Consider the following 19,672-nt stretch of genomic DNA (forward strand, 5'->3'; position numbering starts at 1 on the left):
GTTGTGCCCTCGGAAGTCACCTCGGCGTGGAAAGAAGCAGGAACTTACATGAACGGTCCGTTGATCGTGCAGTCCGACCGGACTGTGCTCTTGGAGTCAGGGCACCCCCTGGCCGTCGAGGCGGCCGTGGCGATCGCGCCGTTCGCGCAGCTTTCGCGGACGCCGGAGTACATCCACACCTACACGATCACTCCTCTGGGGCTGTGGAACGCCCGGGCCAGCGGACATGACGCGGAGTCCGTCGTCGACGTCCTCCTCGAATTCGCGAAGTACCCGGTACCCCATGAGCTTCTCGTCGACATCGTCGACATCATGGATCGCTTCGGCGTCCTCACTCTCGTCGACAATCCGATCCACGGGCTGACCCTGACCTCGAGCGACACCGATCTGCTCGCCTCGCTCATCAGTCAGCCGGATCTTGTGGGCAAGTTCGGCAAATCTCTCGACGCCGAATCCGTCCTCGTCCATCCTTCGGAGCGCGGTGAGCTCAAACATGCGCTGCTGCAGCTGGGTCATCCCGTCTCCGACCATGCCGGCTATGTCGACGGTGAGGCCCACGAGATCGCCCTGTCCGATGATGCCCATGGCGGGCAGTGGCATCTGCGCGACTATCAGAAGGAAGCGATCGACCACTCCCTGAGCGGGGAATCCGGTGTTGTCGTCCTGCCCTGCGGTGCCGGCAAGACCATCGTCGGGGTGGCCACGATGTCGCGGGTGCAGACGACGACGCTGATCCTCGTGACGAACTCTGTCGCAGCCCGACAGTGGAAGGACGAGATCCTTGCACGCACTTCGCTGACCGAGGACGAGGTCGGAGAGTACTCGGGCTCGACGAAGGAGATCCGGCCGATCACCATCGCCACCTATCAGGTGCTGACCACCCGCCGTAAGGGCTCCTACCTGCACCTGGAACTCCTCGATGCCAAAGACTGGGGGCTCGTCATCTACGATGAGGTCCACCTTCTGCCGGCACCGATCTTCCGTCTGACCGCGAGCCTGCAGGCCAGGCGGCGGCTCGGACTCACGGCGACTTTGGTCCGTGAGGATGGGCGTGAGGACGAGGTGTTCTCCCTCATCGGGCCCAAGCAGTACGAGGTGCCGTGGAAGGAACTCGAACGACTCGGCTTCATCGCCACCGCGTCCTGTCACGAAATCCGCGTGCGCCTCGACGGAGGAACACGCACGGCCTATGCGCGCGCCGATGGTGAGGACCGGTACCGACTCGCGGCCACATCGGATGCGAAGCTCCCGATCGTGCGCGAGCTCGTCGCCGACCATCCCGATGCGCAGATCCTCGTCATCGGGCAGTACCTCGATCAGCTCGAGGAGATCGGGGCCGGCCTCGACGCACCCGTGCTGACAGGGCAGACCCCGGAATCTCAGCGCCAGGAACTGTTCCGCGAGTTCCGCACGGGCCAGATCCCAGTGCTTGTGGTGTCGAAGGTCGCGAACTTCTCCGTGGACCTGCCCGCCGCCTCGGTGGCGATCCAGGTCTCCGGCGCCTTCGGGTCCCGGCAGGAGGAGGCCCAGCGTCTGGGGCGGATTCTGCGACCTAAGGAAGACTCCGGCTCAGCGACGTTCTACACCGTCGTCGCCGCAGACACCGTCGATGAGCACTTCGCGGCCCAGCGCCGCCGCTTCCTCACCGAACAGGGCTACAGCTACGACATCGAGGTCCGCTGAGTGAGCCTGCGCGACATGGCTCAGCCTCGCGAGCGCACCACGCGGCCCTCGTCCCAGACCGGGGTCGTCGACTCGTAGACGTCTCCGTCGGAGCCGAAGACTAAGAACCTGTCGAAGTCCCGGGCGAACCAGCGATCGTGGGTGACCGCCATGACCGTGCCGTCGAAGGCTGACAGCGCGTCCTGGAGCGCTTCGGCCGAGACCAGGTCGAGGTTGTCCGTGGGTTCGTCGAGCAGCAGCAATGTGGCCCCGGCAAGTTCGAGCAGGAGGATCTGGAATCTCGCCTGCTGGCCGCCGGAGAGTGAGTCGAAGGTCTGTTCCGCCGCTCCTGCCAGCTCATAGCGGGCGAGTGCGCGCGAAGCCGGCTCTCGTGGGAGGCCGTTACGGTGCTCATCGCCCCTGTGCAGAACGTCGAGAAGGCTTCTGCCCATCAGGTCAGGCCGTCCATGAGTCTGGGCGAACCATCCCGGTCGGACCCTGGCTCCCAGCCTCGCCAGTCCCTCATGGTCGACGGGTGGGATCTCGACGTCGGAGACCGGCCGATGCTCAGATTCCGGATCGCTGCCGCCGGCGGCCAACAGCCGCAGGAAGTGGGACTTGCCCGAACCGTTCGATCCCAGGACGGCAACCCGATCGCCGTAGCGGACCTCGAGGTCGAAGGGCAGCATGAGATTGCTCAGCTCCAGCCCGGAGGCGACGATCGCGATCTTGCCGGTTCGTCCGCCCTTGAGCCGCATACCCAGGTTCTGCTCGCGTGGAATGGCCTGTGGCGGCCCGACCGCCTCGAAGCGCTCCAGCCGGGTCTGCGCGGCACGATAGCGCGAGGTCATGTCTGAGTTGTAGGCAGCCTTCTGCTTGTACATCTGCACGAGGGTCCTGAGTTTGGAGTGCTCTTCGTCCCACCGTTTGCCCATCTCCTCCAGCCGTTCGAAACGTGATTTCCTCGCCTCGTGGTAGCTGTCGAAGCCGCCGGGATGAACCCAGGCCGTGTTGCCCGCAGCAGAGAGCTCCAAGGTGATGATCTCCGATGCCGCCTGGGCCAGGAGTTCGCGGTCGTGGGATACGAAGAGGACGCTCTTGTCGGTCTCGGCCAGCGCCTCTTCGAGCCAGCGCTTGCCCGGGACGTCGAGGAAGTTGTCAGGTTCGTCGAGGATGAGGATGTCGTTGTGCCCGCGCAGGAGCGCTTCGAGGACGAGTTTCTTCTGCTCCCCTCCCGACAGAGTCGAGATCGACCGATCCCGGCATTGCTCGAAGCCCATCCCCAGCGCCGAGGTGGTGCAGGTGTCCCACAGCACTTCCGCTTCGTAACCTCCCGCTTCACCCCACTCGCCCAGCGCATTGGCATAGGACATCTGCACGGCGGTCGACTCACCCTCGGGCCCGAGCAGCTTCTCCTCGGCCCGTCTCACGACGGATGCTGCGGATCGGATACGTTTCGGCGCCAACTCCTCGAGCGCCTCGGCGACGGTGTCTGCGGTGATGAACTGACGCATCAGTCCGACGCTGCCGGTGTGGGACACGAAGCCTTCGTCGGGTGTGAGTTCGCCGGTGAGGAGTCGCAGGAGGGTGGTCTTCCCGGCCCCGTTGGCACCGATGAGTGCGGCCTTCGTGCCGTCACCGACGCGGAAGGACACCGAATTCAGCAGCGGTCTGCCATCGGCCAGAGTGTAGGAGACGTCATTGATTTCGATGTGGCCCATGCGTTCAAGCTATCAGCTGCCGCCGCACCTCAGACCGAGGTGAACTCCTCCGAGCTGACGACGACCTCGCGGGAGGCAACCCGACGAGCCAGGCGCGACTCGCCCCATTTGATGAATCCGACGCCGCCGACGATGAACACGCCGCCGAAGAGCTGAATGGGTGCTGGCAGCTCGAACAGGACGAACCACGCCACGATCACGGAGAACGGAACCTCGACGAGGTTGAGGAACGAACCGATGGTCGCCCCGATGTACCGAAGCCCCAGAATGCCCGTGATGTAGGCGCCCACGGTGAAGACGACGATCATCGCCATGGGAAGGATCCAGGAGACCGTGAATCCGCCGAAGTCGACATCGGCGGCGACGGCGCCGGCCGGCATCACCCCTGCGAGCACGATGACGGCCATCACGAGCGCCCCGATTCCCATACCCAGACCGGTCAGGGCCACCGGCGGAACGTTGATGGAGTCCTTCGCAGAGACCAGGAAGTAGCTGGCCAGGCAGACTGCGGCAGCGAGTGCCATGATGACACCGAAGACGCTGATGTCAGAGTTGCGGAGGTCGAGCACGAGCAGGAGTCCGACCATCGAGACCACCACGCCGATGAAGGTCACCGTCGCCGGCCGGGTCCGAGTCCGCGCCCAGATCCAGAACACGAGGAGCATCGGCGCCGTCATCTCGAGCAGCAGTGCCACGGCCACAGTGAGGTGTTCGACGGCGACGAAGTAGAAGCCCTGGACGCCGGCCATCGACACGAGCCCATAGATGAGCACTGTCTTCCAGTTGGCCCGCACTTCATCCCATCGCCCACGCAGAGCGATGAGGGTGGGAATGAGCAGCAGAACAGCCGAGCCCGCGAGACGGATGAGCACGACAGACCCCGGCGTCCATCCGGTCAGATACATCGTCTTCGCGATCGGCCCGGACACCGCGAAGAAGAACGCGGAGGCAAGAGTCAGCAGGAACCCCATGACGACGGTGCGATTCATTCTTGACCCCCTGGGACGTATGCGGATTCGACGCGAACAGGTGCCCTCGCCGAGGTGGTGTATGTGGGTGAGTTGTGGTGCGGTTCAGATGTGGTGTGGAACAGGTGTGATGTGTGAGTGAGAGCTGCGGAGATGCGGGTGGCCCGGAGGGACCGAGTTGTGCGGGTCGGCCGCTGACGCGACGCGCGCTGTGCGGGCATGAGCCCTTCTTTATGAAGTATTCACCACTGCCGCGAAATGAGTCAAATGCACTTTGGTCCTTACATCCTGTGGAAGAATGTGACCCACAATGACTTTCGCCAATGACATTCGATCGAACCTCACCATGCTCGTCGACCTGCTGAACACCTCCGGCGCCATCGCCGAGGAGGGAGACGAGCTGACGACTGCCGCCGGACTCCACGGATTCGCGGCCCGGCACGACTTCTCAGGCCCACTGACGGCCACGAAGTCCGATGTCAAAGAGACTCGGGAACTCCGCGAACGCTTCGCCATCGCCCTCGATGCCAGCATCGACGCAGAAACGGAACCCGAGGCTTCGAAGGCCACAGAGCGCATCGTCAGTGAGGTCAATATCACACTCCAATGGGCCGGTGCGCTGCCACAGCTGGTCAGACATGGGGATTGGGATTGGCACCTGCACGCCGTGGGCCAGTCGGCGAGCCTCGCCGATCGGGTCGCCGCAGATGTGGCGCTGGTCCTCATCGACCTGATCCGCAGCGGTGACCTCGACAGGCTCGGGCTCTGCGCCGCCGAGGACTGCAACGCCTACCTTGCCGACTTCACCCGCAATCGTTCGAAGCGCTTCTGCGATTCCGGCACCTGTGCGAACCGGACGCATGTAGCCGCATTCCGCGCCCGCCAAGCTGACTCCTGACCCACCAGCCTGAATCCTGACCCACCAGCCTGAATCCTGACGTACCAGAGAGAACCCTGAGGTGAAGACCCAACCCTCAAGTGAAGACCGACCGGAGAATCACCTCGGCAACCGCTGCCTCCAGGTCCGCCAACTTTCCTGTACTTCACCTGTACGCGAGCGCATATATCCCTCAATTTGTCTGGCGATTCCTGAGAGCGCATGCGGCATTCAGGCGCCTAAAGGACTTTTCTGAGAGTTTTTCAGTGACTTAGATCACAATCGCATTCAGGGAACTACCACTCCACTCTCAGAGTTGAGCTTCAGACTGGATACATGACTACAGCAAACGATACCGACATCGAAGCCACACTCCTCGTTGTCGACGATGAGCCCAATATCCGCGAACTCCTCTCGACCAGCCTGCGCTTCGCGGGCTTCGACGTCGTCTCGGCGGCAAACGGCGCCGAAGCACTTCGCCTGGCCGAGCAGACCAACCCCGACCTCCTCGTCCTCGACGTCATGCTGCCGGACATGGACGGCTTCACGGTCACGCGTCGCCTCCGCCAGATCGGCATGAATGCTCCAGTCGTGTTCCTCACCGCCCGTGACGACACCTCGGATAAGATCACCGGCCTCACCGTCGGCGGCGATGACTACGTGACGAAGCCCTTCAGCCTCGAAGAGGTCGTCGCCCGCATCCGTGCCGTGCTGCGTCGGACCCGCAGCCTCGAAGACGAAGAGAACGCTGTCATCATGGCCGGCGACCTCGAACTCGATGACGACACTCACGAGGTGCGTCGCTCCGGCATCCTCATCGACCTCTCCCCCACCGAGTTCAAGCTGCTGCGCTATCTCATGCTCAATACGAACCGGGTGCTCTCGAAGTCCCAGATCCTCGACCATGTCTGGGAATACGACTTCGGCGGGGACACCGGAATCGTCGAATCCTACATCTCATACCTGCGCCGCAAGATCGACGTGACGCCGGAAACGGACGCCGCCGGACACCCCGTCGAGATGGAGTGGACACCGATGATTCAGACCAAGCGCGGCGTGGGCTACATGCTGCGCACACCGGAATCCAAGTAGTCGGTCAAGCTCAGGCGCTAGATTACTCACGTGGTAAAAGAATCCCGTCCCACCAGACCCGGCTTCTGGGAAGAATGGTCGCTGACTACCAAGCTGCTGGCCATCATGATGCTGCTCATGCTGCTCGTTCTCTCGGGGACGAGCGCCTGGGTGCTCGAGAACCTTCGCGACAGCCTCGTCGAACGCACCGATGAGAGACTCATCAATGCCTCGGAGACGCTTGCGAAGCAGGCCTATCAGGATGTGTTCCAGCCTGCCCAGCTGCAGTCGTCTTCATCGTCGAGCAAGGACCAGTCAGCGGACTCGGACAGCAGTGACGGGACGGAATCCTCAGCAGGCACTCCCACCACCATCGATTCGAGCTCGTGGGACGAGCTCAAGAGCCTCATGCCCGGAGGCTTCTACGTCCAGTTCTATGACACGAGCGGCAAACCGATCAGCGATCCCGTGGCTCCCGAGCCGGGCAACAGCCCGGTTCTGCCGAAGATCAACGAGTCGAAGGTCTACGCGCAGGGCGGTGAGCCTTTCACTGTGCCCGGGAGTACCTCACAATGGCGGGCGCGAGCGATGAAGGTCCAGAACACGGATGTGCTCGTCTCGATCGCAGTGCCCTTCGACCGCGAGATCGACAACATCAACGAGCGGGCCCGCAACACGATGATCGGCATCGGACTGCTCGCATTGGCCATGGTGGCAGGTGTCGGATACTGGGCGATCAACAACACCTTCCGCCCATTGCGCGACATCGAGAAGACTGCTTCACGGATTGCCGCGGGCGACCTGAGTCAGAGGGTGCCGACCTTCCCCCGCAACACGGAACTCGGTCGCCTGTCGGGTGCACTGAACACGATGCTGGGGCGAATCGAGGACTCCTTCGACGGGCAGACGCGATCGGAGAAGCGCATTCGCCAGTTCGTCTCCGATGCCTCGCACGAACTGCGCACACCGCTGGTGACCATTCGCGGCTATGCCGAGCTCTACCGGCAGGGCGCGATCACGAAATCCGATGACATCGGAAACGCCATGGAACGCATGGAGTCCGAAGCCAAACGCATGGGCGTCCTCGTCGACGACCTCGTCGTCCTCGCCCGTCTCGATGAGCAGCGACCCGCCGAGATCGGTCCCATCGACCTCCACCGGATCGCTCGCGACGCCGCCGCCGACGCAGCTGCTCAAGCACCTGACCGGGACATCAGCTTCATCGGCCTCGACGGGGAAGATGCCCAGCCCGTGCCGATGATCAGGGGCTCGGAATCGAAGATCCGCCAGGTCATCGTCAACCTTGCCGGCAACGCTGTCCGCCACACTCCCGAGCACACCGCCATCGAGTTCGCCGTCGGTGTCGTCGGTGGCCGCACCGGGGTGACTGCGGAGTCCACGGATCCGTCGAATGGTCAGGACACCGGCTCCAAGACCGGAGCGAACAAGACGGTGGCGAATAGGGCTGCGGCGAAGGACAAATCCCGCGAACGCGGATTCGTCACCGGCGGTGTCCGCATCTTCCGCCGAGGCGACTCGAACGGCAACGATCAGAACGACGCCCAGGCCCCCACCGGCATTGTGCCCGATATGACTGCGGCCGGGTCCATCACCGTCGACGATTCGCTGCGCGGATTCCCCAACGGACGAGTCAGGCTCGAAGTTCGCGACCACGGCGACGGGATCGATCCCGAGGTCGTTCCTCGGATCTTCGAGCGTTTCTACCGCCTCGACGTCTCCCGGACTCGCGACACCGGCGGGTCGGGCCTCGGACTCTCCATCGTCAAGGCGATCGTGGAGAACCATCACGGCTCGATCACAGTGCACCAGACACCGGGCGGCGGTGCGACGTTCCGCATCGATCTGCCCATCTCAGAAACTGAAGACAGCGCTCCGGACGCACGAAAGGACGAGCGATGAGCAGCAACGACCCTAACAATCAGGGCAACAACTCCGACAACAGGGGACGGCACGGGGATCAGGACCACCGGACGTTCCCCACCGATGGCTCACGCGAATCCTCAGACAACCCCCGCAACTCACCTGCAGGACCCCAGGGCTCTATGGAGGGCTCCCGCCGCTCGGCAGAGGTCCCACGGACCTTCCCGAACGGTGCGAACGGTCCGAACGGCTCGAATGGTCCTGCTCGGGTCAGTCCACCAGTTGCGCCTTCGACCCGCCCGAGCGGCCCTGAACAGAGTCCGAGCCAAAGCGGCAATACGGGTCAGGACCAGGCACCGACACAGAATCAGGCTCCGTGGCAGGGACAGGACCCGAGGCAGGGACAGAATCTTCCTCAGATGCAGCCGACTCGTGCTCAACCCCCTGTGGACCCACAGGCACGGTACCCAGGCGCAACGGGTCAGACCAGGCCATCAGAACAGCCCGGCGCAGCGGGTCAGACTGGCACAGCGAGTCAGGCTGGGCAGCCAGCGTATGGTCCCGGCCAGAACGACAACGGACCCCAGCGCCATGACCACGGGCCCGACAACGGCAGCAACGGTCAGTACAGCCACCCCTATGCCGGAGCCGGCTCACCCGACCGTGCAGCGCAGGCCGGACAGAACTCCCCCTCTGACACGAACCCGTATGGCACTGCGTACTCTCAGGGAACCGGGCAGCCAGCAGCAGGCACAGGCGTTGGTGCGGCGGCAGGAGCGGGTGCTGGTGCGGCGGCAGGCACAGGAGCGACCGCATACGGCCAATTCGGCAATCAGCCGAACCAGAGCGGTTACCCCACGTCCGATTATCCAGGATTCCAGCCCGGACCTGGCAGCCCCGGCGGGCCCGGCGCCCCAGGTTCGCCCGCTGGACCTGGCACACCCGCTGGACCTGGCACACCCGGTGGACCTGGCGCACCCGGATGGCCAGGACCCTACGGAGGCGAAGCACCACCTCGGCGGGAGAAGCGCGGACCGGGTTGGGGTGCGACAATCGCCATCGCGCTGATCGCTGCTCTGCTGGGCGGAGGCGCAGCCTTCGGCGGAAGCTACGCGCTCAGCGCCTTCGGGGGAGAGGATTCGCGCAAGGTCGCCGATCAGACCATCGAAACCCCGGACTGGACCGAGGTCGCCAAGCAGACTTCCCAGAGCGTCGTCTCGATCCAGGTCGGCACCAATGGACAGGTGCAGGGACTGGGATCAGGTTCGATCTACGACGACCAGGGACACGTCATCACGAACAACCACGTGGTCGCCCCGGCCGACACCCCCTCCGGCGAAATCGCTGTGACGATGAAGAACGGGGGAACGATGAAGGCAGAGATCGTCGGCCGCGATCCTTCGACCGACATCGCAGTCATCAAGCTCGACCAAGTCCCGAAGGACGCTGGTCCGCTCCCTGTCGGCGATTCGAAGAAGATGAAGGTGGGAGACCCGGTGATGGCATTGGGCAACCCCCTCGGTCTCGCGGACTCGGTCACCACCGGCATCGTCTCGGCCCTCGACCGCCCCGTCTCCACAGAGAACATCGGCGAGGACGCGACCTCACAGGAGAAGGAGATGACGATCACGAACGCCATCCAGACGGATGCCGCGATCAACCCCGGCAACTCCGGCGGTCCGCTCGTGGACGGTGACGGCAACTTCATCGGCGTGAACTCCGCTGCGGCCTCACTGAGCCAGGCCGGTGAAGGCGGGCAGTCCGGATCGATCGGCATCGGGTTCGCCATCCCCGCCTCACAAGCCGTGATGATCGCCGATCAGCTCATCTCAAGCGGCAAGGCGCTGCATCCCTTCCTGGGCATCACGCTCACAGACGGACAGATCAACAACGGCGGCACCACGCAGGGCAGTGCGAAGGTGCAGTCGGTGCAGTCCGGATCGCCGGCCGACAAGGCAGGCTTCAAGGACGGCGACGACATCGTCTCCGTGGCTGGAACCAAGGTGAACAACGCGATCGCTCTGCGGGCACTCGTCCGAGCACAGCCGACAAACTCCCCTGTCGACTTCACCGTCATCCGCGGCGGCCAGGAGCAGACGTTGAAGACGACGCTCGAGCTGAAGTAGCACCACTTGAGTGCAGATCGTTGTGGATGACGATCTCACTTAAGTGAATTGAGGGTGTGGACAGCCAAGCACTGTCCACACCCTCTTCCAATGGGCTTCTTCGAACACGAGTGAACCGCGATGCTGGGATGAGACCTGGTGCCTCGTTCCGAGCTCCGGTGCCCCACCGTTAGGAGAAGTCATGAGTTTCGAAGTCGATGCCGAACGCGTCTCATCCGCAGCCGCCGCCACAGCAGGGACCTCCCGCACCCTCGTTGCAGAATCCAATACCATGCTGAGGAATCTTCTGGCCCTGCAGGAGTGTTGGAAGGGGAGTGCGGCACAGAACTTCCAGACGGTCATCAACGAGTGGGAAGGCGCTCAGAAGCAGCTGTTCGAATCGCTGACCTCGATCCACGGGGCCCTCAACACGGCGGCCGCGCAGTACTCGGAGGTCGAGGCTGCCAACTCCCGACTCTTCGCTCCGTGAACACCGAACATGCACCCCGTCGTTCCCCGCGAATTCCCGCTGAGGGCATCTGTTCGAGTTCTGTGTCAGCGTCTGGCAAATTGTCAGCCTTTATTAGTAGGCTGATAGCGATAGTTCGCGGCGGTGTCGGCTACGTTTCTCCAGCTTCGGAGACGAGCGGTCAGCACCGTCGGGTCAAGACCAATGCAGGAGTCGACTACGGATGAGCATCTTCCAAAGGATCGCGGCGATCTTTGGCGCCAAGGCCAACAAGGCGCTGGACAAAGCCGAGAACCCCAATGAAACTCTCGATTATTCATATCAGAAGCAGCTTGAGCTGCTGCAGAAGGTACGCCGCGGTGTTGCCGATGTCGCCACCAGCCGCAAGCGCCTCGAACTGCAGATCACTCAGCTCGAACAGCAGCAGAACAAGCTCAGCGGCCAGGCCCAGAAGGCCATGGAGATGGGCCGCGAGGACCTTGCCCGTGAAGCACTGACCCGGAAATCGGGTCTGGACCAGCAGATCACCGATCTGCAGGGCCAGCACGAGGGACTGCAGGGCGAGGAGCAGAAGCTCACGATGGCCTCGCAGCGTCTGCAGGCCAAGGTCGATGCCTTCCGCACCAAAAAGGAGACCCTCAAGGCCACGTACAACGCAGCAGAGGCGCAGTCGAAGATCGGCGAAGCCTTCTCCGGCATCTCCGAGGAGCTCGGCGACGTCGGACTCGCAGTCCAGCGCGCCGAAGACAAGACCGCTTCGCTCCAGGCTCGCGCCGGTGCCGTCGACGAGCTCATCGCTTCGGGCGCACTGGAAGATGTCACTGGTTCTTCGAAGGACGACATCAGTGCACAGCTCGACGCACTCTCAAGCGACAACGACGTGGAGATGGAGCTCAACCGGATGCGTGACTCGCTGCCGGCATCGTCCAACAAGCAGCAGCAGTCGCTTGAAGGCGAGGACAAGCAATGATCATCCGCATCATGGGCGAGGGCCAGTTCGACATCGCCGACGTCGACCAGAACCTGTTGCAGACGTATGACAACCAGGTTGAAGACGCCGTCAACGCCGCCGATGAAGAGGCCGCCCGAAAAGCTCTGCATGCCCTTCACGACTACGTCGTCGGACACGGCAAGCCCGTCTCGGACGACTATCTGGGAACGAGTGAGGCCGTCGTGCCGTTCGTCGATGCGACTCTGCAGGAGATCACAGAGCTCCTCACCGGTGAAGGCTTCATCCCAGATCCAGCCTGATCCACACAGTTTGATATCGGTGACTCCGGCCCACTGCCTTCATCCAAGGCCGTGGGCCGGAACTGCCACACCCAGAGAGGAACCACGATGAAGAATCGTTTCGTCAAGGACAACGGACTCACCATGCGTATGGGGTGGACGATCTTCCTGAACGGACTGATCTACGTGATCCTCATCCTCGCCATCTGGTGGATGCTCGGCGGCAGCACCGGCGGCGTGATCATCGCGGTCCTCGTCAGCGGCGGCGCGTTCTTCTTCCAGTGGTATTTCTCCGACAAGATCGCGATGAAGGCGATGGGTGCACGAGAAGTCTCCCCCGAGGAAGCCCCGGAGCTGCACACGATGATCGACCGACTCTGCCAGCTCGCCGATTCGACCAAACCGCGCGTCGCGGTCTCGAACACGGCCATTCCCAACGCCTTCGCCACCGGCCGTTCGCCGGAGCGCTCGGTCGTGTGCGTGACACGCGGCCTGCTCGAGAAGCTCGACCGCGATGAGGTCGAGGTCGTGCTGGCACATGAGCTCTCCCACGTGGCTCATCGCGACGTCACCATCATGACAGTCGCCGGAGTCACTGGTGTCGTGGCCGCCCTTATGATGCGAGCCGGCTACTACATGAGCTTCGGACGATCGAACAACAACGGCGGCGTCCCCATCCAGCTGCTCTTCATCCTCGTCGGTGCCGTCGTCTACGGACTCTCGTTCCTCCTCATCCGCAGCCTCTCGCGCTACCGCGAGCTTGCCGCCGACAGGGCTGCCGCCATCCTCACCGGTGCACCTTCGACACTGGCCTCTGCGCTGACGAAACTCAGCGGCGACATGAGCAAGATCCCGGAGAAGGACCTGCGTGCCTCCTCCTCGGCGAATCATCTGGCGCTCATTCCCGCCGTCAGCGGCAAAGCGGCCCTCGGACAGCTCTTCTCCACACATCCCTCGCTCGACAAGCGTCTGGAGCAGCTGGCGCGGATCTCCGGGCAGCTCTCACAGCCCCAGTGACCTTCGTCCCGCAGACATCAACCGCACTGATCGACATCCACTAGGAGTTTCATGGGTTTCTTCGACGCTCTGTTGGGCCGTTCCAAACCGAAGCGGGCCAACCTCGACGACCTCTTCGCACTGCCGCCCGCCGCACTGACGCTCGAAGCCGCAACAGGCTTCAAGCCCACCGGAGTCGGGGCCGTGGCGTTCCGCCAGGTCGAAGGTGCGGCGTTCCAGTCCGCTGAAACCGAGAGCGTCGCCCTCATCGGCTCGGACCCCGCCGCGAACGTGACCCAGCAGAACGACGGGTTCGGCTACACCTGGCAGGTGGTCTCCGACACCGACGCCGAGGTGGTCAACCTCGTCACCAATCTGCACGCCGTGAACTCGGCTCTGGTCAGCCAGGGCTTCGACACGATGCTGCTGTGCTCGACCGTCTACTTCGCGAACCCGGATGGGCGCCGCCTGGCACTTGTCTACCAATACAAGCGCGGCACGTTCTATCCCTTTGCGCAGTCGGGTCCCAAGCAGCGCGACAATCCCCTTGAGATCCAGGTGCGCGGCGTGCTGTCCAACGAGCTTCCCTTCGAAGAGGACACGTCCAATTGGTCAGCCCTCTGGGATGCTCCCGGGCTCAATGCCACTCCAGAGGCCAATCAGCAGCCCTGACGTCTTCGCGTCGGCTGCCCTGCGAGTCTCGTTGCAGCGGCCATGAGGGTCTCGCCGGAGATGCAGAGCGTCGCTATGACCCATCAGCATGGCCCATAGGCACTGAGATCAACAACGCAGAAGGGACGTCCCCGCGGGGACGTCCCTTCTGCGTCAGATGCTGTGTTCGTGATTGTCGGGACTATTCGACTGAGACCTCGATGACCTCGCCCAGGGCTTCGACGGTGTCTCCGGGACGGATCGTGGCACCTCGGCGAGTTTCGACCTCACCGTTGACCACGACTTCGCCGTCGGCAATCATGTCTTTGGCCATCGCGCCGTGTTCGGCGACACCATGGAGTTTGAGCAGCTGACCGAGCTTGATCGAATCGCCGCGGATCTCAATCGTCTCCATCAGAACAGGTCTCCAAGATCGAACCCATCGCCGCCGAAGAGACCGCCTCCGTCGCCACTGTCGCCGCCACCGAAGAATCCGCCGCCGTCTCCGCCATCTCCACCGCCGGCATCGCCACCACCGGCGTCACCGCCGCCAGCGTCGCCATAGGCGCCGTCCCAGCCGCCGCCCATACCGCCGAACATCATCGAGCCCATGAGTACACCGGGCAGAAGCCCCGAACCTGCATAGGAGTTGAAGTATCCGCGGTTGTATTCGGCGTAGGCGGGTCCTGCTTCCCAGTAGGCCCGGCGAGTATGCCCGTCACCGGTCACAACCTTGCGGACGGCAGGGTCAGCGCCCACTGCCACGCGCTCGGCGTCGGCGGCACAGACGGGAACAGGTCGCAGCTGGCCGCCAGCAGGCGCCCAGTCGATGTCTTCGACCGAGGGACCGTGCTGCGGGTTGAAGAAGCACGGGGGACGGCGCACGGGCAGTGGCTTTCCGTCAACGCGCGCACGCACGCATTTGGCGGCGTAGCGACCGTCTTCGAGGGCCTCGGTGACACTGCGGATGTCGGAGGGCTCGTCGACGTTGTCGAGCGTCTCCTTGGCAATGTCGTAGGAGTCCAAGGCCTGCTTGTAGTCCTGCGAGCCGCCGGTGTCGAGTTCGACTCCGGCGGTGAGGATATCGAGTTCGGCGACTTCCTCGCCGAAGGACGTGACATCCTCTTCGGCGGTCTTTGTCACCTGCTGGAGCTCGGCGGCGGCGAGCTCCTTCTTACGGTGTTTCTCCTTGCGGTAGCCAACGAAGAAAATGGTGCCGAGCACCACGAGTATTATCAGGAATACTGCTGCCACGATCTATGCCTCCCCAGCAAAACGAGTCACCAATCAGTATGCCGGACGAGTCTGACAAGCGACTGAACCGAAGCCTTGTGTCAGCTCAGTCCGCAGACTCGCAATTCGCTCTCAGATGGTCGCTCAACACACTCACAACAGGCTCCCTTGCCTACAACACAAGAAGTCGGGAAGCCGTTCAGCCCAGGTGGATCAGCCCCTTGACGAGGGTCGCGATTCCCCCGCCGAGGGCAAGGACGATCATGACGACGCGGGCCGTCGAGGAATCGATCTTCTTCGACATCCAGTCCCCGCCGACGAGACCTGCGACGAGTACCGTCGCGATCCCGATCCAGGTAGGTGCTGCCAACTGCGGCCAGGAGCCGTGGTCGAACACGGCTTTGAAGATGATCGCCGAGGTGGTCCCGACGACGAGGAACGGCTGCAGGGTTGCGGCAAATGTCCGCTGATCCCACTTCGTCAGCACAGCATAGGCGCTGACGGCAGGCCCGCCCGCTCCCGCGGCAGCCGACATCGTTCCCGAGAGGAAGCCGGTGGTGAACTTCGTTCCGAAATTCGCGGGCATCGTCTTGCCGATGCGGCCGATGACCATGGAGCTGCTGAGGGAGACGATGATCAGCAGACCGATCAGGATCTGCAGCGGTGGCGCTGGGAGCACTGCGGCCAGGAGGGCTCCGGGAATCGTGCCGATGAGTGCCCCCAGTGACAGCTTCCAGAAACTGCCCCACTCGACTTCTCGCCAGGTGCGGACGAACACCGTGCCGCTGGCGACGATGCCGCAGATGTTGACGAGCACAACTCCGGAGAACGGGTCGAGCAGAAGCACGAGGAACGGGCCGCTGACCAGGCCGAATCCCATGCCGGTGACCCGCTGCGAAACTGCCCCCAGGAACACCGCGAACACGATGAGCACGACGACGGGTTCCATTCGCACCATCATAGTTCAGACCCGCTACCTGGGCGGGGTTACAGTAAGTGTCATGAACAGTTCGCCACTGTGGTCACGATTCAGCGCGGATCCCCGCGCTCATGGACAGGTGCGGGCTTCGGATGCCGATCGCGCAGTCGTGGGCGATGTGCTGTCCGAGGCGTTTGCGCTGGGTCAGATCGACGCCGAGGAATTCGACGAACGCAGCGAGACCGCCAACCGTCTGAAGACTCTGGGAGAGGTCCCCGATCTCGTGCAGGATCTCATCATCGTCGAGGCAGGCGAGGTCGCACCGGGAGAACTCGACGATTCCGCCCGTGCCCAAGCTCTGACCCGCCTGAATGCTGATCGCATCCCGATCACGCCCGAGCAGATCGATGCGGCCGCGCAGAAGTACTACAAGGACCGCGTGCGAAATGCACTCCTGGGGATGTTCGCCGGTCCTGCCGGAATCACACTCGCCATCTGGGCCGCCACCTCATTCGCCGCGGGCGGGCTCATATTCTTCTGGCCGATATTCGTCATTCTTCCGATGCTCTTCGGTGCGATCTCACAGATCTCCAACAAGCAGAGCCTCATCCGCAACCGGAAGCGCGAGCTGACGAAGCGGGCGCGAGCGCAATTGGGCGATGCTGAGGCCAAGCGTGAGCTTGAGGAACGCAGGAACGACGAAGAGGACGAGGATTACGAAGACACATTCGGCAACGGACTGCAGCCTCCACACCCCTTGGCCCCTCCCTTCGCTCCGGGAGAGGTGTCTCCCGATGATGGCACGCGCAGGCGCCGCCGAGAGCGTCGTCATCGACGCAGGAACCCCTGGGACTGACCGACTCGTGACTGGCAGCGACGCGCTGAGGCGGCGTCGCTCAACCTGTCCGTGCCCGGCTGGGGACGCTCAGGCGTGGAAGACCCGGATCTGAGCGAACTCTGTGGCCTTGTTGTTTCGGAACCAGAGCGTATGTGAGAAGTATCGGATATCCTCGCCGTCGCTCGAATAGTCCCATTGGCCCCAGGCCGCAGCTGCTTTGCCGTGAGTGATGGCCGCTTCGAGATGACCGGCCACAGGCTTCGAGTCAGCTACGCGCAGCAGTGCGTCGATGACGTCGTCGCGCCCTGTGCTGGTCTCAACTCCCCCGCCGCCCACGATCTGGAGGATGCAGCCCTCATCGACCACCTCGGCGAGGGCTTGTCTGTCACCGTTGATCAGATTCTCCTCGAACCTGGCGACGAACATGTTCCTCGGGCTGTTTCCGCAGGAGTCTGTGCCTGTGAAGTTCATGCCGTCCAGGGTACGGCACGACCTTCGAACCGAGAAGAGCCGTGCCGGCACCCTTGCGGGCACCGGCACGGCTCTTCGAGCGAGAGAGGCTGATCAGAAGCCCATGCCACCCATTCCGTCCATACCGGCAGCAGCTGCGTCAGCACCTGGTGCAGCCTTTTCAGGCTTGTCGGCGACAACCGACTCGGTGGTCAGGAACAGACCGGCGATCGAGGCGGCGTTCTGCAGAGCAGAGCGGGTCACCTTGACCGGGTCGTTGATGCCGGCGGCCAGCAGGTCCTCGTACTCACCGGTTGCGGCGTTGAGGCCGAATCCGGGTTCGAGGTTGGCGACCTTATCGGCAACCACACCGGCTTCGAGGCCGGCGTTGGTGGCGATCTGCTTGAGCGGAGCTTCGATGGCAACCTTGACGATGTTGGCACCGGTTGCCTCGTCACCCTCGAGAGTGAGGTTGGCGAAGGCAGTCTTGCCCGCCTGGATGAGTGAGACGCCGCCACCGGCGACGATTCCCTCTTCCACAGCAGCCTTGGCGTTGCGCACTGCATCTTCGATGCGGTGCTTGGTTTCTTTGAGCTCGACCTCGGTCGCGGCTCCGGCCTTGATGACTGCAACGCCGCCGGCCAGCTTGGCCAGACGTTCCTGCAGCTTCTCACGGTCGTAGTCGGAATCCGAGTTCTCGATCTCGGCACGGATCTGAGCGACCCGACCTGCGATCTCCTCGGCGTCTCCGGCACCCTCGACGATGGTGGTCTCGTCCTTGGTGATGACAACCTTGCGGGCGGTGCCCAGCAGTTCGGTGGTCACATTGTCGAGCTTGAGCCCGACTTCCTCGGACACGACCTGACCACCGGTGAGGATGGCGATGTCGGCCAGCTGAGCCTTGCGGCGATCTCCGAAGCCAGGAGCCTTGACGGCCACGGACTTGAAAGTGCCACGGATCTTGTTCAGCACGAGAACCGCGAGAGCTTCGCCCTCGACGTCTTCAGCGATGATGAACAGCGGCTTGTTGGACTGCTGAACCTTCTCGAGGACGGGCAGCAGATCCTTCACGTTCGAGATCTTGGAGTTGACGATGAGGATGTAAGGATCCTCAAGGACAGCTTCCTGGCGATCGGTGTCGGTGACGAAGTAACCGGAGATGTAGCCCTTGTCGAAGCGCATACCCTCGGTCAGTTCGAGCTCGAGTCCGAATGTATTGGACTCCTCGACCGTGACGACGCCTTCCTTGCCGACCTTGTCGATGGCCTCGGCGATCAGTTCACCGATAGCAGGATCTCCAGCGGAGATACCGGCAGTAGCGGCGATCTGTTCCTTGGTCTCGATGTCGATGGCGTTCTCGAGCAGGACAGCGGTCACGGCTTCAACAGCCTTCTCGATGCCACGCTTGAGGCTGAGCGGATCAGCACCGGCTGCCACGTTGCGCAGTCCCTCGCGAACGAGAGCCTGAGCCAGAACGGTAGCGGTGGTGGTGCCGTCGCCAGCAACGTCGTCAGTCTTCTTGGCGACCTCCTTGACGAGCTCAGCGCCGATCTTCTCGTAGGGATCCTCGAGTTCGATCTCCTTGGCAATGGAGACACCATCGTTTGTGATGGTGGGTGCGCCCCACTGCTTTTCGAGCACGACATTGCGGCCACGGGGTCCAAGGGTTACCTTGACCGCGTCCGCAAGCTGGTTGAGACCTGCTTCGAGTCCCCGACGAGCTTCTTCGTCGAATGCAATCATCTTTGCCATAGTGGCTTAGATCCTCCCTGATGGAGTGGATTGGGAATCCAGAGCAATCGTCAGCGCCCGCGACGGCAGAGAGTGTGTCCGCATGTTCCATTCCACACATGGACCACGCTCTCGAAACGATTGATGAGAAACCCTAGGTTTTCACCAGTACTAGATTTAGCACTCTCCCCATGCGAGTGCAAATATTGACGCCCTCCCGCACCAGTCGAAATGGCTGCCTCCCGCGTGATCCCGCGGTTCGGCCCAGCGCGAAACTCCTGCGTGTTCCACAGAGCGGACATGTGAGGCGAGTGCGCCAGGTGGATGCGAGGTGCGAACCGCGAGGTGGAAGCACCGGAAAGCAGCTGTAAGGAGGCTGCCCCCGCAGAATAGAGCCGCCCCCGTAGAAGGGAGGCCGCCCCCGTAGAACTAAAAAGCGCCAAGCAGTTGCCTGCTTGGCGCTTTCCCCGCTCAGTAGGATTCCGGCCTGAGCCGCCATCCCGCCGGGGCGGATCAAAAGACTTTATGTAGGTGAGCCTCAGAGGAGGGTGACGGATTCCGCCTGAGGACCCTTTTGTCCTTCTCCAACTTCGAACTCAACCTGCTGGCCCTCTTCGAGAGCGCGGTAGCCATCCATCTGGATTGCGCTCCAGTGAACGAACACATCCTGGTTGTTGCCTTCCAGGGTGATGAATCCATAGCCCTTTTCGGCGTTGAACCACTTGACGGTACCTTGTGCCATTACTTCTCCATACAGTGCAGTGTCATTGACATTCCATCACCCGTTTGCAACCTGTCTGGCCGCGCAGCGAACAACGGAAGCTAGTAAAACTCAACCGACCCCGCGATTTCTCTCATTGACCTCTGGAG

At 62.8% G+C, this 19,672-nt stretch carries 19 protein-coding genes; 11 read left to right on the forward strand and 8 right to left on the reverse strand.

Annotated elements, in window-relative coordinates:
- Positions 1 to 48: 48 nt before the first annotated feature.
- Entirely contained in the window at positions 49 to 1,683 is a 1,635-nt protein-coding gene (locus tag JTF07_RS04655) for a DNA repair helicase XPB (RefSeq protein WP_204233107.1), read from the forward strand.
- A gap of 20 nt (positions 1,684 to 1,703) precedes the next feature.
- On the opposite strand, the gene JTF07_RS04660 is transcribed toward JTF07_RS04655, so the two are convergent.
- Together JTF07_RS04660 and JTF07_RS04665 are read right to left on the reverse strand one after the other, a co-directional pair.
- Positions 1,704 to 3,383, reverse strand: coding sequence for an ABC-F family ATP-binding cassette domain-containing protein (locus JTF07_RS04660; RefSeq protein ID WP_204233108.1), 1,680 nt, complete (start codon positions 3,381 to 3,383; stop codon positions 1,704 to 1,706).
- A gap of 29 nt (positions 3,384 to 3,412) precedes the next feature.
- The gene (locus JTF07_RS04665; RefSeq protein WP_252199282.1) at positions 3,413 to 4,372 is read right to left on the reverse strand and encodes an EamA family transporter; all 960 of its coding nucleotides are present in this window, start codon (positions 4,370 to 4,372) and stop codon (positions 3,413 to 3,415) included.
- 289 nt (positions 4,373 to 4,661) lie between these two features.
- Here JTF07_RS04665 and JTF07_RS04670 point away from each other — a divergent pair, with 289 nt between their 5' ends.
- The 9 genes from JTF07_RS04670 to pspAB all read left to right on the forward strand — a co-directional run bounded on the left by JTF07_RS04670 (position 4,662) and on the right by pspAB (position 13,652).
- Positions 4,662 to 5,249 carry a CGNR zinc finger domain-containing protein gene (locus JTF07_RS04670; protein WP_204233109.1) on the forward strand — a complete coding sequence of 196 codons (588 nt, stop codon included), beginning with the start codon at positions 4,662 to 4,664 and terminating at the stop codon, positions 5,247 to 5,249.
- A gap of 315 nt (positions 5,250 to 5,564) precedes the next feature.
- Positions 5,565 to 6,320 (forward strand): response regulator transcription factor, encoded by a 756-nt coding sequence (locus tag JTF07_RS04675; RefSeq protein WP_009881891.1) that lies wholly within the window; start codon positions 5,565 to 5,567, stop codon positions 6,318 to 6,320.
- 30 nt (positions 6,321 to 6,350) lie between these two features.
- The gene (locus tag JTF07_RS04680) at positions 6,351 to 8,219 is read left to right on the forward strand and encodes a sensor histidine kinase (protein WP_204233110.1); all 1,869 of its coding nucleotides are present in this window, start codon (positions 6,351 to 6,353) and stop codon (positions 8,217 to 8,219) included.
- Positions 8,216 to 10,306 carry a trypsin-like peptidase domain-containing protein gene (locus tag JTF07_RS04685; RefSeq protein WP_204233111.1) on the forward strand — a complete coding sequence of 697 codons (2,091 nt, stop codon included), beginning with the start codon at positions 8,216 to 8,218 and terminating at the stop codon, positions 10,304 to 10,306. Before JTF07_RS04680 ends, JTF07_RS04685 begins: the two co-directional genes overlap by 4 nt.
- Positions 10,307 to 10,487: 181 nt before the next feature.
- Positions 10,488 to 10,775, forward strand: a complete 288-nt coding sequence (locus tag JTF07_RS04690) for a WXG100 family type VII secretion target (protein WP_204233112.1) — start codon at positions 10,488 to 10,490, stop codon at positions 10,773 to 10,775.
- A 202-nt stretch (positions 10,776 to 10,977) separates the two neighbouring features.
- Positions 10,978 to 11,724, forward strand: a complete 747-nt coding sequence (locus JTF07_RS04695) for a PspA/IM30 family protein (protein WP_204233113.1) — start codon at positions 10,978 to 10,980, stop codon at positions 11,722 to 11,724.
- Positions 11,721 to 12,005, forward strand: coding sequence for a PspA-associated protein PspAA (gene pspAA / locus JTF07_RS04700; RefSeq protein WP_204233114.1), 285 nt, complete (start codon positions 11,721 to 11,723; stop codon positions 12,003 to 12,005). Before JTF07_RS04695 ends, pspAA begins: the two co-directional genes overlap by 4 nt.
- A gap of 87 nt (positions 12,006 to 12,092) precedes the next feature.
- Complete coding sequence (gene htpX / locus JTF07_RS04705) at positions 12,093 to 13,001, forward strand: zinc metalloprotease HtpX (protein WP_204233115.1); 909 nt, start codon at positions 12,093 to 12,095, stop codon at positions 12,999 to 13,001.
- A gap of 51 nt (positions 13,002 to 13,052) precedes the next feature.
- Positions 13,053 to 13,652 (forward strand): PspA-associated protein PspAB, encoded by a 600-nt coding sequence (gene pspAB, locus JTF07_RS04710; protein WP_204233116.1) that lies wholly within the window; start codon positions 13,053 to 13,055, stop codon positions 13,650 to 13,652.
- Between the two features lie 181 nt (positions 13,653 to 13,833).
- Here pspAB and JTF07_RS04715 read toward each other — a convergent pair whose 3' ends face one another.
- The 3 genes from JTF07_RS04715 to JTF07_RS04725 all read right to left on the reverse strand — a co-directional run bounded on the left by JTF07_RS04715 (position 13,834) and on the right by JTF07_RS04725 (position 15,813).
- Positions 13,834 to 14,046, reverse strand: a complete 213-nt coding sequence (locus JTF07_RS04715; protein WP_143920566.1) for an RNA-binding S4 domain-containing protein — start codon at positions 14,044 to 14,046, stop codon at positions 13,834 to 13,836.
- Entirely contained in the window at positions 14,046 to 14,885 is an 840-nt protein-coding gene (locus JTF07_RS04720) for a hypothetical protein (RefSeq protein WP_204233117.1), read from the reverse strand. The genes JTF07_RS04715 and JTF07_RS04720 overlap by 1 nt, the downstream gene beginning before the upstream one ends.
- A gap of 178 nt (positions 14,886 to 15,063) precedes the next feature.
- Entirely contained in the window at positions 15,064 to 15,813 is a 750-nt protein-coding gene (locus tag JTF07_RS04725) for a sulfite exporter TauE/SafE family protein (protein ID WP_204233118.1), read from the reverse strand.
- A gap of 52 nt (positions 15,814 to 15,865) precedes the next feature.
- Here JTF07_RS04725 and JTF07_RS04730 point away from each other — a divergent pair, with 52 nt between their 5' ends.
- Positions 15,866 to 16,639 carry a DUF1707 SHOCT-like domain-containing protein gene (locus JTF07_RS04730; RefSeq protein WP_204233119.1) on the forward strand — a complete coding sequence of 258 codons (774 nt, stop codon included), beginning with the start codon at positions 15,866 to 15,868 and terminating at the stop codon, positions 16,637 to 16,639.
- 69 nt (positions 16,640 to 16,708) lie between these two features.
- Here JTF07_RS04730 and JTF07_RS04735 read toward each other — a convergent pair whose 3' ends face one another.
- The 3 genes from JTF07_RS04735 to JTF07_RS04745 all read right to left on the reverse strand — a co-directional run bounded on the left by JTF07_RS04735 (position 16,709) and on the right by JTF07_RS04745 (position 19,544).
- Positions 16,709 to 17,092 (reverse strand): nuclear transport factor 2-like protein, encoded by a 384-nt coding sequence (locus tag JTF07_RS04735; protein WP_204233120.1) that lies wholly within the window; start codon positions 17,090 to 17,092, stop codon positions 16,709 to 16,711.
- A 93-nt stretch (positions 17,093 to 17,185) separates the two neighbouring features.
- Complete coding sequence (groL, locus tag JTF07_RS04740) at positions 17,186 to 18,823, reverse strand: chaperonin GroEL (protein WP_204233121.1); 1,638 nt, start codon at positions 18,821 to 18,823, stop codon at positions 17,186 to 17,188.
- 517 nt (positions 18,824 to 19,340) lie between these two features.
- Entirely contained in the window at positions 19,341 to 19,544 is a 204-nt protein-coding gene (locus tag JTF07_RS04745; protein ID WP_009881874.1) for a cold-shock protein, read from the reverse strand.
- Positions 19,545 to 19,672: the final 128 nt, after the last annotated feature.

The organism is Brevibacterium sp. RIT 803 (assembly GCF_016892625.1).
Classification (GTDB): domain Bacteria; phylum Actinomycetota; class Actinomycetes; order Actinomycetales; family Brevibacteriaceae; genus Brevibacterium.